This is a genomic window from Ruegeria meonggei (genome assembly GCF_900172215.1).
Lineage (GTDB): Bacteria > Pseudomonadota > Alphaproteobacteria > Rhodobacterales > Rhodobacteraceae > Ruegeria > Ruegeria meonggei.
Map to the genome: position 1 here is coordinate 275,151 of NZ_FWFP01000001.1, position 13,220 is coordinate 288,370.

Consider the following 13,220-nt stretch of genomic DNA (forward strand, 5'->3'; position numbering starts at 1 on the left):
GGAGAACCTATCCTCGCGGGCTGATACCCTCGCCAAAGAACACCAAAGCACCATCTTCGTCGATGAGGTGAAATTCGCGCTGTTGATAGGGCTGATCAAACGGCGGACGCACGCGGCCCTCGGGCAGATCGGCCAAACCGGGCCGCAAAGTCTCGTACAAATCGTCGAGCCCCTCGACATCTATGTAGAATGACTGGTCGTCCCCCAAGGGCCGTCCGTCATCTCGGGGCGGGCATTCCAGCAGCCTTATGGCCGCCGGGCCCTTTGACAAGAACGCGTAATTGTCCTGCGTAAAGCCGCAGGAAAATCCCAGGCGGTCGCAATAGAATTCAATCTGCTTCTGCAGGGAAGAACACAAAACAAAAGGCGTAAGCTGCAAAATACGAGGCACTGGACCCTCCGGCTTTTAGAAGTGTCGTCGCGCTTCAGCCTAGCAGATTTCAATCCAGCAGTTGATCTTTTCTCAGCCCCTCGCGGTCGTGATGGTGCGGCAACACCCGCCCATAAAGCTGACGTGTGCGCTCAACCCCGCCGCACATCCCCTCGGCCTCAACAAATGAGAATATGCCGACATAGCGTTTGCGCCGACCTTCCACCGGCGCCACCCGATGCAGAGCATACCTGCCTTTGAATATCTGCAGATCGCCCGGCTGTAGTTCCAGTTCCCACACCCCGGCCCGGTTGCCATCCAGAACCGAGGCTACGTTATTGAAGTTCTCATCCTCAGCGCTGCGCAGGTTCGGCACATATTCAAACATACCGCCCGCCTCTCCGTTCTGAATGGCGAGCGTTACGGTGTAATTGTTGGTGTCAAAGTGCCATGGAAACCCCTGCCCTTCTTCGACCACGTTGATGATGACATCGGCAAGCGGATCATCGTATCGAAAGAACCGATCCTCGGGCTCGTTCAGGGCCGCGCGCACAAAAGGCATAAAGCCCTCATACTCATAGATACGGCGCAACGGGCTGGATTTTGGGAAGTTATCCGCCGGTACAAAGGCATTAGAGCGGTCATAGAAGCGGCGGATCGGATGACCCACCCCGTACCGGGGATCGTCCTTGGTGAAATAGGCGTTTGTTTGGTTGAACGACCGGTGCGCCCGCGGTGCGACAGCATCGGCCTCGCGCACCAGAACCTCTAACCCGGCCTCATGCACAAAACCCTGCAAGACCGCGCACCCATCCTGATCCAGGTCCCGTCGCACATCCGCAATCATCTGACCATAAGCCCGCGAGCCCGGTCGATCGATCGGATAGCGACCCAGATCTACCAAATCCGTCAGCATAATCCACCTCCGTCACCTGTGCGTTCAGGATCAGCGTGACTCAGGCCTACATGCTTCTCTTGTCAGTTTTGGACATTGCGCTGACGCATTCGGACCACTCCGCAACTGGAGCTGATGCGCCTAAAACCCCATCAAATTCGCGGAAATTCCCAACATGCGTCAATCTGCGCAATAAAATGTCGCAAAATTCATCCCTCAGGTTAGAAAATTGGTGCAATTGGCTGTTGACGCCCCCTTTTCCCGACCATAATGTCGCCTTCAAGCTAAAAAGGAGCCTCTGGCGATGAGAACGCTAGTCGTAATCGTAGGAACCACGCGCATGGGCCGGTGACGGTAAACCATAATCGAACCCATGCGCCTCCGAAAATCTCGGGGGCTTTTTTTATGCGAAATGCAAGACACATGTCGCGAACGGAGCAAAGCAGATGACACGTGAGATGACCGGCGCAAAAATGGTAGTTCAGGCCCTCAAGGATCAGGGCGTGGACACGGTATTCGGATACCCCGGTGGCGCCGTCCTACCGATCTATGATGAGATCTTTCTGCAAAATGACATTCGCCATATTCTGGTGCGTCACGAACAGGGCGCGGTCCATGCCGCCGAAGGCTATGCCCGCTCGACCGGCAAACCTGGTGTGGCGCTTGTGACCTCGGGCCCTGGTGCCACCAACGCGGTGACCGGCCTGACAGATGCGCTGTTGGATTCGATCCCGATTGTGGTTCTGACCGGCCAGGTGCCCACCTTCATGATCGGCTCGGACGCGTTTCAAGAGGCCGATACCGTCGGCATCACCCGCCCCTGCACCAAGCATAACTGGCTGGTGAAGGACACGGATTCGCTGGCCGGAACGATGCATGAGGCTTTTCATGTCGCCACTTCGGGCCGCCCTGGTCCGGTGCTGGTCGACATTCCCAAGGACGTGCAGTTCGCCTCGGGTGAATATACTTCGCCCAAGCCATCGACCTCGCATTATCAGCCGGTGCTGAAAGGCGATCTGGAAGAAATCACTGAATTGGTTGCCGCGATTGAGACCACCAAGAAACCTGTCTTCTATACGGGTGGCGGCGTCATCAATTCCGGACCTGCTGCCAGTCAATTGCTGCGCGAGTTGGTCGATGCGACCGGCTTTCCCATCACCTCGACCCTGATGGGCCTTGGGGCCTATCCGGCATCGGGCGAGAACTGGTTGGGTATGCTGGGCATGCACGGTCTTTATGAGGCCAATCTGGCGATGCATGATTGCGACCTTATGATCAATATCGGTGCGCGTTTCGATGACCGGATCACTGGACGGATCGATGCTTTCTCGCCCAATTCGAAAAAGGCCCATATCGACATCGACCCATCCTCGATCAACAAGGTGATCCGCGTGGACATCCCGATTGTCGGCGACGTGGCCCATGTGCTGGAAGACATCCTGAAGGTCTGGAAAGCGCGCGGACGCAAGACTGACGTGGCGAACGTCAAGCAGTGGCAGGGTCAAATTTCTGAATGGCGCAAGGTGAACTGCCTGGCCTACACCAACAGCGAAAAGACCATCAAACCGCAATACGCGCTGGAGCGGCTTGAGGAACTCACCAAAAAGCATGATCGCTATATCTGCACTGAAGTGGGGCAACACCAGATGTGGGCCGCGCAGTATCTTGACTTCGAAGATCCGAACCGCTGGATGACGTCCGGCGGGCTGGGCACGATGGGCTATGGTTTCCCGGCCTCCATCGGCGTTCAGATGGCGCACCCGGACGCACTGGTGATCAATGTGGCGGGTGAGGCCTCGTGGCTGATGAACATGCAGGAAATGGGCACCGCCGCGCAGTATCGCTTGCCGGTCAAACAGTTCATCCTGAACAATGAACGGCTGGGCATGGTGCGCCAGTGGCAGGAACTGCTGCATGGCGAGCGCTATTCGCATTCCTGGTCCGAGGCCCTGCCCGATTTCGTCAAACTCGCCGAGGCATTTGGCGCAAAGGGCATCCTGTGTTCCGACCCGGCTGATCTGGACGATGCGATCATGGAGATGATCAATTATGACGGTCCGGTGATCTTTGACTGCCTGGTCGAAAAGCACGAGAACTGCTTCCCCATGATCCCGTCAGGTAAGGCGCATAACGAGATGTTGCTGGGCGAAGCCGAAACGCAGGGCGTGATCGACTCTAAAGGATCGGTTCTGGTCTAACAATATTCGACGAATTTTGTCGGGCGCTGACGCGCCTGGCACTTCAAGTTGACGAAAGGGACATAAATGTCTGCCCTACACATCAAAAAAGGCTCCACCCGCCATTCGGCCTATAACCTACGCCCCACATTCTCGGACGTGCAGGAACGCCATACAATCGCGGTTCTGGTCGAGAACGAGCCGGGTGTTCTGGCCCGTGTCATCGGTCTGTTCTCGGGCCGTGGCTATAACATCGAAAGCCTGACCGTCGCCGAGGTAGACCATACCGGTCACCTCAGCCGCATTACCATAGTTACCACCGGCACCCCGCAGGTGATCGAACAGATCAAGGCGCAGCTGGGCCGGATCGTATCAGTGCGCGATGTGCATGATCTAACCGTTGAAGGGGACTCGGTTGAGCGAGAACTGGCGATCATCAAGGTTGTTGGCGAAGGCGACAAGCGGGTCGAAGCGCTGCGGCTGGCCGACATCTTTCGCGCCAATGTGGTCGATAGCACGCTGAACTCATTCATCTTTGAAATCACCGGTGCGCCCGACAAGATCGACGCCTTTGCTGACCTAATGCGCCCTCTGGGGCTGGTCGAGATCGCCCGGACCGGTGTTGCCGCCCTGTTGCGCGGTGAATAAGAACCTCCCCACCCTGTAACAAGGGTGGGGACACACGCCCTGTCTTACGCAGGACAGCGTCTGAAATTGCCCACCTTGAGTGCTTATTGTACAATTCAGCCGAAAAAGATCACGCAAAACAAGATAAAGCCTATTGCCTTTGTTGCACTGGTCGTTAGCCTTTGGGTGTGACGAGGCGATGGGATGCGCCCGTCAGTGTCAGCAGTACGATTTTTGACGCATACTCGGCCTTCCGGTCGGTTTTGCTGCGTTTTTCATAAAAAACGAGTATCAAGAACCTGGGACGAACATGACTAGAGACATCCGCAACCCTGCTGAACTCCGCAGGATGTTCGGCGCCAATCTCAGGCGTCTTGCACAGCAGTATTCGTCAGTTTCAGAACTCTGCCGGCAGCTTGGGATCAATCGGACTCAATTCAACAGGTATCTTGGCGGCGAGAGCTTTCCGCGGCCCGATGTGCTGGATCGCATCTGCCGTTTTTTCGAGGTCGACGCCCGCATTCTGCTGCGCCCTTTGGATGAGATCGACCGTGCCCCGGCGCACCCGGCGGCTGCGGCTCTGAGTGATTTTCTGGGCTCCGGCCCGACCACGCTGACCGAAAACCTTTTTCCGGCTGGATTCTATTACGCCACCGAAACCGAGCTGGACGAGCCTCAGCCCTCTAGACACAGGCTGTTTCAGGCCCGCCGGTTGCCGCAGTGCACGATCGTTCGGGGATATGAACCCCACCCGGTCATGCCCGGCCTTCCCCCCGCCGAGCGCGAAATACAGGGCATCGCCGCCTGTGCCGGTCGGCAGATCTATATCCTGATGTCCTGCCGAGCTTCACAAAACAGCCGTATCTACCTGGTGACACGCGGGACGGATGAAAACGCTGATCGCTGGCGTGGCGTCGCCATCTGCCTGTCCAAAACAACGGCCAGTGCGACAACGATGCGGCGCATTCTTCTGCGCCATCTTGGCGAGGACCCAGGCGCAGTCCTTGCGGCCGCGCGCACAGCCCGGCATTCGGAACGCCCAGCACCGCAGCCCGTTGGGTAATGCTATGCCTGGGTCTGGTCGCTGGCCTGTGTAATCAGCCGATACAAATGCCAGCTGGCATGGCCCAGCAGCGGTAATACGATGAACAGTCCTAAAAACCACGGGATCATGGCCACAAAGGTTATGACCGCGATAAACGCGCCCCACCCCAGCATGATCATCGGGTTTTCTTTGACATAGCCAAAACTGGCGATCATGGCTGTCACGAAATCCAGTTCGCGATCCAGCAACATCGGGATCGACAGAACGGTAATCATATACAGGACCGTCGCAAACACTGCCCCTACGGCTGTACCTACGACCAGCATCGTCAACCCGTTCGCCGTCAAAAATACATCAAGAGACGATGACACATTGGTCATCGTTGACAGCCCCATGAACAGGGCAAAGATCATGTGCCCTAGAAAGAACCAGAATAAAAACATCACCACGATGATCGCACAGATCGAGGGAAGCTGACGGCGGCCTTGCTGCACCATGACCCCAAAAATTGACCTGAGGCCAAGCGGCTCCCCAAGCTCCAACCGGTGAGAAACCTCATACAACTCTACAACTGCGAAGGGCCCAAGCAGCGGAAAGCCGATGGCTGCAAGGACCAGCCAAAACGTCGTGCCGGTCTGCACCGTCACCCAGGCCATGGCCCAACCGGACAAGACAAAAAAGCCAGCGATCAATAGTCCGTAAATCGGTGCTTTGCGAAAATCACGCCACGCCCGCCGCAAGGCTTCGCGCAGCATTCCGACATCTACCGGCCCCATCTCCGGAACGCCAAATTGCTTATCCATGACGTCTCTCCTCTCTTACCCGGCGCTGCCGTCAGGCCGGTCGTTTTTGTGGCCACCTTGTAGAAGCATGATATGCAGCCCCAATCGACAAAATGCGCGCATCCGCGCCTTGCGGACCAATAACCTGCATGCCCATCGGAAGGCCATAGGCCCCGAATCCAACGGGAACCGACAAACTGGGCAAACCGATCAGACTGGCTGGAACAACGACCTGCATCCAACGATGGTAAGTATCCATTCTTTTGCCTGCGATTTCAGTTGGGTACGGCGTTTCGATTTCAAACGGCCAAACCTGTGCTGACGGCAGGATCAGGGCGTCATACTCTTCGAACACTTCAACCGCGCGCCGAAACCACTGGGATCTTTCAACACTTGCGCGATGGACTTGCATAGCCGTCAAGGCCAGGCCGCGATCCAGCTCCCATTGTGCGGTATCTTTCAGCGCCGACCGATGCTCGCTCAACGGGACGAGGTTTGCAGCAATGCTCCATGATCGCAGGGTAACCCAACTGTCCCACATCCGCTCGGCCTCAAACGGCGGCGCGAGGTGATCAACCTCAGCCCCAAGTTCGGTGAACACAGACAACGCATCCCGACACAGGTCGCGTATTCCATCCTCGAAAGGAAAGGCCCCGCCCCAGTCATCCAGCCAGCCGATCCGCAATCCCCGCATCTCGGCAGGTTGAACGGGCGTAACCGGCGCGTATGGCACCCCGTGAGGGTGCCTTGGATCAGGCCCCGACATCACATCCAGCAAAAGGCCCAAATCTTCCGGGCTCCGCGCCATTGGGCCAAGCGTGCTGAGTTGATGCAGGTAGCCATCGCCATCAGGCTCGGACGGAACCCGCCCCCAGCTGGGACGAAACCCGTAGACATTGTTCCAGGCAGCCGGATTGCGCAGGCTGCCCATCATGTCGGACCCGTCGGCCAGGGCAACCATGCCGGTCGCCAGCGCCACCGCCGCCCCGCCGGATGACCCGCCACATGTCCGCTCCGGATCGTACGGGTTACAGGTCGTGCCATAGACCGGGTTGAACGTATGTGAACCCAGCCCGAATTCGGGCGTATTGGTTTTGCCAATCAGAATCGCGCCAGCGGCCCGCATCCGCTGCGCAATCAGATCGTCTTGTTGCGGCACGTTATCCTGAAAGATCGGCGAACCTTGCGACGATACGATGCCCGCGACATTTACCAAATCCTTCACGGCAATAGGCAAACCATGCAAGGGACCAACCTTCGGCCCGGCATCCAAGGCGCGTGCTTCGGCCATTAACGCGTCCCTGTCGCGCAATGCAACAACGGCGTTCAGCGCACCGTTGACCGCATCAATCCGATCAAGGGTCATTTGCATCAGCTCGACCGCCGAGAGACGCCCGTCGGACATCGCGTTCAACAAATCACTTGCGGTTGTCTGGCTCAGATCCATACGCGTTCCATCAGCTGGTGTGTCAGTCTTTTACGCGCAGCCTAACCGGGGCTCATCGCCATTTAAACCTACAGTGTGAATACATCTTTGTGCCAGTTTCGTCCGGCGTCACTTTGCGTTGAAGTCAAATCGCAAGTTGCTGTTGCGCCCAAGAAAAAACCTCAGGCACAGAAAGATCGAAAGGATGCTCAGCACCAGCCACGCACCGCCCCACAGCATGGTCGCTCCGCCGAATTCCTCGGCCAGCATATAGGCGTCCGAACGTATGCCCGAGCGCCGGATCGTGTCGTCGAATATATCGTAAGGAACGTAAATCATACTGGTCAGCCCAATGACCCGCAAAACCAGATCGCACAAGGGGCGGCCCAGAAACCACGCCATGGCAAGCATAGCCGCACCAACGCCCACACAAAACGTCATCGCAAAAAGGTCACGGACGTAAAGTAATGTCACCAACAGCATGATGCCACCAAAACCGCCAAGTACCGCGCGATCCCAGTGCGTACGCAAAGCTATGACTAAAAGACCTATCCCAAGCGCCAGTGATCCGAGATAACCGGCAGACAAGCTCAGAAACCTGTTTCCGCCGCGACCAATGACAAGACCGCCCTGTTGCGGAGATATCGTGAAGCTTTCCACCGACCCGCCGGTCAGAACAATCGCGATTGCGTGCGACAACTCATGCATAAAAACAACTAGTATCTTCAGCGGTAGCACAATCCTTGTGGGCCAGAATAAGAACACCAGCACAACAATCGCAATGAGCTGCCAATGGCCTTTGATCAGGTTCAGCAAGGGTACGCGCGAAACTGCTATCAGACTTCGCCCTGTGCCTCAGAGCGGCTTTTGCCCGATACGTTCAAGGCCAGCGTGGCCGCCATGAATTCGTCCAGATCACCATCCAGAACGCCCTTTGTGTCCGAGGTCTCGTGATTGGTACGCAAGTCTTTGACCATCTGATACGGCTGCAAGACATAAGACCGGATTTGGTTGCCCCAACCCGCATCGCCCTTGGCCTCATGCGCCGCGTTGATGTCGGCGTGGCGGCGATCCAGCTCTTGCTGGTACAGGCGTGATTTCAGCGCCTTCATGGCGATATCGCGGTTTTGGTGCTGCGACTTGACCGAGCTGGTCACGACGATTCCGGTCGGAATATGTGTGATCCGTACTGCTGAATCCGTCGTGTTCACGTGCTGACCGCCCGCGCCCGACGACCGATAAGTATCGATGCGGATATCCGCCGGGTTGACCTCAATCTCGATATTGTCATCGACCACGGGATACACCCAGACCGAACTGAACGAGGTATGCCGCTTGGCCGCCGAGTCAAAGGGCGAAATCCGCACCAACCGATGCACGCCGCTTTCGGATTTCAGCCAGCCATAGGCGTTGTGACCCGAAATCTTATAGGCGGCTGATTTGATCCCCGCCTCTTCGCCCGAGGTCTCGGATTGCAGCTCGACCGTATAGCCCTTTTTCTCGGCCCAGCGCACATACATACGCGCCAGTATCGAGGCCCAGTCACAGCTTTCAGTCCCACCTGCGCCCGAGTTGATCTCGAGGAAGGTATCGTTGCTGTCGGCTTCACCATCCAACAAGGCTTCAAGCTCTTTCTTGGCGGCTTTGGCACCCAGTTTTTTGATGGCATCCTCGGCGTCGGTGACGACCTCTTCGTCCTCTTCCATCTCACCCAGTTCGATCAGTTCGATATTGTCGCTCAGATCGGTCTTGATGGACTCGTAGATTTCAATCGCGTCGACCAGCATCTGCCGTTCGCGCATCAGTTTTTGCGCTTTCTCGGGGCTGTCCCACAGGTTGGGGTCCTCGACACGCGCGTTGAATTCCTCAAGGCGATGCGGGGCGGTTTCATAGTCCATACGCTGCGCCAGCAGCTCCAGCGACTTTTCAATTTCCGCCACGGTATTCTGGGTTTCGGCGCGCATGTTCAGGTCCCAAATTGCTCAATCAGGTCTGCGTGATAGCAAGAGGTTCCCGTCACCACAAGACAGCGGAGACCCGAAACCCGGTTGTCTGATCAGTAAAGGCCGCCGCCTTGCAGGTCACCCTGATTGGCGTTCGGTCCAACCGTGACGGTGTTGCCAGTCGAGGTCTGGACCTGCCGGCCTGAACTTTGCACCTCTTCGAACAGCGGCAGTTCCGAGCCGACAGCAAAGCCTCCGTCATAGATACGGTCGATAAAGCCATCGACGCCGTCGCGGAAGTATTCGGCGACAACGTAATCTCCGCTGGCATCAGCTGGCAGGCGGGCGCCGCTGAAACGGTCGATCTTTATAAAATGGCCACCTTCCGGCACTTCAAATGGGCCACCGCCGTATTTCTCGACCGCCTGTTCCATAAAGCTCTGGAACACCGGTCCGCACAGGGTACCGCCATAGGCCCCCCGACCCATCGGACGGGGGCGGTCGTAGCCGATGTAACAGCCCGCAACGATGTTCGATGTGAATCCGATGAACCACGCGTCCTTGGATTCGTTGGTGGTGCCGGTCTTGCCCGCAGTGGGCACAGGCAGGTTGACCACGCGGGATGCTGTGCCGCGATCCACGACGCCCTTCATCATCGACGTCAGCTGATACGCGGTGATCGCGTCCATTACCTGGCTGCGGTTGGTCTCGATGGTTGGCGACTCGTCCGGCTCCAGCCAAGTCGAATTACAATCCAGGCACTGGCGGTCATCATGACGATAAATCGTCTTGCCAAACCGGTCCTGAATGCGGTCGACCAAGGTGGGTTCAACCCGCTCGCCGCCATTGGCGAACATCGCATAGGCAGCGACCATTTTGTACAGCGTGGTCTCTTCGGATCCCAGCGAGTTCGCCAGGAATGCGCCCATCCTGTCATACACTCCGAACCGTTCGGCATAACCGGCCACAACGGGCATCGTGACCTCTTGTGCCAGTCGGATGGTCATCAAGTTCCGCGACTGTTCGATCCCGGTGCGCAGCGGTGTGGGGCCATAGAACTTGTTTGACGAGTTCTTGGGCCGCCACAGGCCCTGCGGTGTGTCCACCTCGATCGGGGCGTCGACTACGATGGTCGCGGGGCTATAGCCACTGTCCAGTGCAGCTGCGTAAACGAAAGGCTTAAAACTGGAACCCGGCTGGCGCTGCGCCTGCGTGGCGCGGTTGAAAACCGTGTCCTGATATGAAAACCCGCCCTGCATGGCCAGAACCCGGCCCGAGTTCACGTCCATTGCAACGAAACCACCCTGCACTTCGGGGATTTGACGCGCAGACCACTGCCCCTCTTCCGCAGCCAACGCCAGAATGACATCGCCGCGTTTGAAATTGGCACCGAAATCGCCCTGCATCCACTTGATGTCAGACCGGGGGATGACGCCATTTGCCGGACCGTCCTCGATCCCGACGGTCAGAGACTGCTCTGACACGTTCAGAACCACGGCTGGATACCACAGCGTCGGAAGAATCACGTCGCGGGGGATTTCCATAATCGCCAGTGCCTCGCGCCACTGCGATTCATCGCCCAGCTTCTCTTCGGGGATTACCTCTCCGGTGCCGCGCCATTTGCCGCGAGAGCGGTCATATTTCTGCAAGGCTTCTCGCAGCGCACGGGCCGCTTCGACCTGCATTTCCTCATCGACCGAGGCGCGGACGGTAAAGCCGCCAGTAAAGAACTCACCCTCGCCGAAATCTTCGCTCAGCTGGCGGCGGATTTCGTCGGTGAAATAGTCACGTGGCGGCAGCGCGGTGCGGAAGCTTTCAAAATCACCATTCTGAACCGAGCGGAGAGGCATCTCGACTTCGGCCTCATAAGTGGCCTGATCGATGTAACCGTTCTGGTTCATCTCGCGCAGAACATAATCCCGCCGCGCCAGCAGCCGCTCGCGTTGCCGCACTGGATGATAATCCGACGGGGCTTTGGGCATAGCCGCCAGAGTTGCGGCCTCATGCGGGGCCAGTTCCTGCAACGTTTTGTTGAAATAGGTCTGCGCAGCGGCGGTCACCCCGTAAGAGTTCTGGCCAAGAAAAATCTCGTTCATGTAAAGTTCGAGAATCTGTTCCTTGTCCAGCGTATCCTCAAGCCGGGTGGCGAGGATGATCTCTTTGATCTTGCGTTCAGCCCGGCGATCCCCCGACAGCAGGAAGTTCTTCATCACCTGCTGGGTGATGGTCGAGGCACCCCGAACGGTTTCCCCTTTGGATCGGACAGCATCAACCCCTGCTGCGATAATGCCGCGCGGATCATAGCCCTGATGGGTGTAGAAATTCTTGTCTTCGGCCGAGATAAAGGCCTGTTTCACCAGATCGGGAATGTCCTCGGACGGGGTGAACAGGCGGCGTTCCTGCGCAAATTCGTCGATCAGCTGCCCCTCACCAGAGTAAATCCGGCTGATCGTCGGCGGCTTGTATTGCGCCAGCGACTCATGGCTTGGCAAGTCACGGCCATACATCCAGAACACTGCGCCAACCACCAGCGCAGCCATAAAAATACCCAAGGTCACGAGGCTGAAGATCGCCCCGAAAATCGAAAGAATGAAACGGATCACGTTACTGCCTTTTACTCGCGCTGCCGCCTATATAGTGTCGCCGCGGCACAGGGTCAAAACACGATGGCCAATAATAGCCTGTTTGCGCCGTGGGGTCACTGTCCAATCAGGGATCGTTTGACCAGATCTTCGCGTCGCCAATTTTCCAAACCACTGACAAGTCCGCGCGCCATTCCTGCACGCCATTCTGGATTTCGTATATTTTTCAGATCTCTGGGGCTGGACAGAAACCCAAGTTCAACCAAAACCGACGGGATATCCGCCGCTTTTAGTACCGAAAATGAAGCCGTACGGATCGGACGGTTATTCATCGGCCCACCCTGCTGGGTCATCCCATCGGCCAGCGCCCGCGCCAGCGCATCGGTGCGTGGTTTGGTTTCTTGTCGGGCGATATCCAGCAAAACATCAGCCACCTGATCGTCTGCGCCGCTCAGATCGACGCCGGAAATCAGATCGCCCCGGTCGTGACGCTCGGCCAGTTTGTGGCTGGCGACGTCCGAAGCCTCATCCGACAGCGTATAAACCGCCGCCCCATGCGCGCGCCCTTCGGACAGGATATCCGCGTGCAGTGAGATAAAGATATCCGCCCCGGCCCGGTGCGCCAGCGCGATGCGGCGTTCCAGCGAGACGAACTGATCATCGACCCGGGTCATCACCACCTGATACCCGCCCGTGCGCAGCAGCAATTCGCGCAGTTCGCGGGCAAATGTCAGCATCAGGGTTTTTTCGTCCGTGCCATCAACCTCGGCCCCCGGATCGATCCCGCCATGGCCTGGATCAAGCATAACGCGCAGCACGCTCGTGCTATTTGTACCGGGCATGATGGGCGTGACCGCAGGTTCGGGCAGATCCCAATCCGGCTGACGTGGGGCACCTGCGCTGGCCGCGAACGTGTCAAAATCCGTTCCCTGCAATCGCAGGGACAGCCGCGCCGCGCCAGTGTCCTGATCCACCCTCAGATCAGCCGCGCCAACGGCCAGAGGGGCCCCAAGTTCCAGTACCATGCGCGACCATCCCGGGACATAAGCTCCGAATTGCACGCCGCTGATACGGTCGGTCTGCAGGAAGGCCTCGCTGTCCAGACCGGTCCAGTCGACCTCTTGGAAGTCCAGAACCATGCGGTAGGGATCACGCAGGGTGAACACCCGGTACGGCACGCCCTGGCTAAGGCCAAGGTCCAGCCGTACTCCGGCGCGGCCCTCATCAGTAATGCGGCTTTCGTCCGGCAAAACCCGTGCCAATGCGCTGAAATCATGCGCGAAGGCAGCACCGGTCAGCGCCCAGATCAGCGCGATAGCATAGAAAATTCTGCTCATGGCCTCAAGTTTTCCCGAGATCGTTTGGTCGGCAGC

At 57.7% G+C, this 13,220-nt stretch carries 11 protein-coding genes; 3 read left to right on the forward strand and 8 right to left on the reverse strand.

Annotated features, from left to right (window positions below; translation table 11 throughout):
- Positions 1-7 precede the first annotated feature (7 nt).
- Positions 8-391, reverse strand: coding sequence for a bleomycin resistance protein (locus RUM8411_RS01360; protein WP_085820837.1), 384 nt, complete (start codon positions 389-391; stop codon positions 8-10).
- Positions 392-440: 49 nt separating this feature from the next.
- A complete protein-coding gene (locus tag RUM8411_RS01365) occupies positions 441-1,286 on the reverse strand; it encodes a HalD/BesD family halogenase (protein ID WP_085820838.1) in 846 nt (281 codons plus the stop codon).
- 425 nt (positions 1,287-1,711) lie between these two features.
- On the opposite strand from RUM8411_RS01365, the gene RUM8411_RS01370 reads away from it, so the two are divergent.
- The 3 genes from RUM8411_RS01370 (at position 1,712) to RUM8411_RS01380 (ending at position 5,132) form a co-directional block, all read left to right on the forward strand.
- The gene (locus RUM8411_RS01370; protein WP_085820839.1) at positions 1,712-3,463 is read left to right on the forward strand and encodes an acetolactate synthase 3 large subunit; all 1,752 of its coding nucleotides are present in this window, start codon (positions 1,712-1,714) and stop codon (positions 3,461-3,463) included.
- Positions 3,464-3,529: 66 nt separating this feature from the next.
- Positions 3,530-4,090, forward strand: coding sequence for an acetolactate synthase small subunit (ilvN, locus tag RUM8411_RS01375; protein ID WP_085820840.1), 561 nt, complete (start codon positions 3,530-3,532; stop codon positions 4,088-4,090).
- 289 nt (positions 4,091-4,379) lie between these two features.
- Positions 4,380-5,132, forward strand: a complete 753-nt coding sequence (locus RUM8411_RS01380) for a helix-turn-helix domain-containing protein (protein WP_085820841.1) — start codon at positions 4,380-4,382, stop codon at positions 5,130-5,132.
- A gap of 2 nt (positions 5,133-5,134) precedes the next feature.
- Here RUM8411_RS01380 and RUM8411_RS01385 read toward each other — a convergent pair whose 3' ends face one another.
- The 6 genes from RUM8411_RS01385 to RUM8411_RS01410 form a co-directional block, all read right to left on the reverse strand.
- Positions 5,135-5,917 (reverse strand): DUF2189 domain-containing protein, encoded by a 783-nt coding sequence (locus RUM8411_RS01385; RefSeq protein ID WP_085820842.1) that lies wholly within the window; start codon positions 5,915-5,917, stop codon positions 5,135-5,137.
- 31 nt (positions 5,918-5,948) lie between these two features.
- Positions 5,949-7,343, reverse strand: a complete 1,395-nt coding sequence (locus tag RUM8411_RS01390) for an amidase (protein WP_085820843.1) — start codon at positions 7,341-7,343, stop codon at positions 5,949-5,951.
- A gap of 108 nt (positions 7,344-7,451) precedes the next feature.
- Positions 7,452-8,138 carry a M50 family metallopeptidase gene (locus tag RUM8411_RS01395; protein WP_306372811.1) on the reverse strand — a complete coding sequence of 229 codons (687 nt, stop codon included), beginning with the start codon at positions 8,136-8,138 and terminating at the stop codon, positions 7,452-7,454.
- A 20-nt stretch (positions 8,139-8,158) separates the two neighbouring features.
- Positions 8,159-9,286 carry a peptide chain release factor 2 gene (prfB, locus tag RUM8411_RS01400; RefSeq protein WP_085820844.1) on the reverse strand — a complete coding sequence of 376 codons (1,128 nt, stop codon included), beginning with the start codon at positions 9,284-9,286 and terminating at the stop codon, positions 8,159-8,161.
- Positions 9,287-9,378: 92 nt separating this feature from the next.
- Positions 9,379-11,868 (reverse strand): penicillin-binding protein 1A, encoded by a 2,490-nt coding sequence (locus RUM8411_RS01405; protein ID WP_085820845.1) that lies wholly within the window; start codon positions 11,866-11,868, stop codon positions 9,379-9,381.
- A gap of 95 nt (positions 11,869-11,963) precedes the next feature.
- Positions 11,964-13,184: an N-acetylmuramoyl-L-alanine amidase gene (locus tag RUM8411_RS01410; RefSeq protein ID WP_085820846.1), complete on the reverse strand. Its 1,221-nt coding sequence runs from the start codon at positions 13,182-13,184 to the stop codon at positions 11,964-11,966.
- Positions 13,185-13,220: the final 36 nt, after the last annotated feature.

Coding starts and splice junctions, on each gene's coding strand:
- ilvN (WP_085820840.1), top strand. CDS start 3,530: ATGTCTGCCCTACACATCAAAAAAGGCTCCACCCGCCATTCGGCCTAT.
- RUM8411_RS01410 (WP_085820846.1), bottom strand. CDS start 13,184: ATGAGCAGAATTTTCTATGCTATCGCGCTGATCTGGGCGCTGACCGGT.
- RUM8411_RS01365 (WP_085820838.1), bottom strand. CDS start 1,286: ATGCTGACGGATTTGGTAGATCTGGGTCGCTATCCGATCGATCGACCG.
- RUM8411_RS01380 (WP_085820841.1), top strand. CDS start 4,380: ATGACTAGAGACATCCGCAACCCTGCTGAACTCCGCAGGATGTTCGGC.
- RUM8411_RS01370 (WP_085820839.1), top strand. CDS start 1,712: ATGACACGTGAGATGACCGGCGCAAAAATGGTAGTTCAGGCCCTCAAG.
- RUM8411_RS01385 (WP_085820842.1), bottom strand. CDS start 5,917: ATGGATAAGCAATTTGGCGTTCCGGAGATGGGGCCGGTAGATGTCGGA.
- prfB (WP_085820844.1), bottom strand. CDS start 9,286: ATGCGCGCCGAAACCCAGAATACCGTGGCGGAAATTGAAAAGTCGCTG.
- RUM8411_RS01390 (WP_085820843.1), bottom strand. CDS start 7,343: ATGGATCTGAGCCAGACAACCGCAAGTGATTTGTTGAACGCGATGTCC.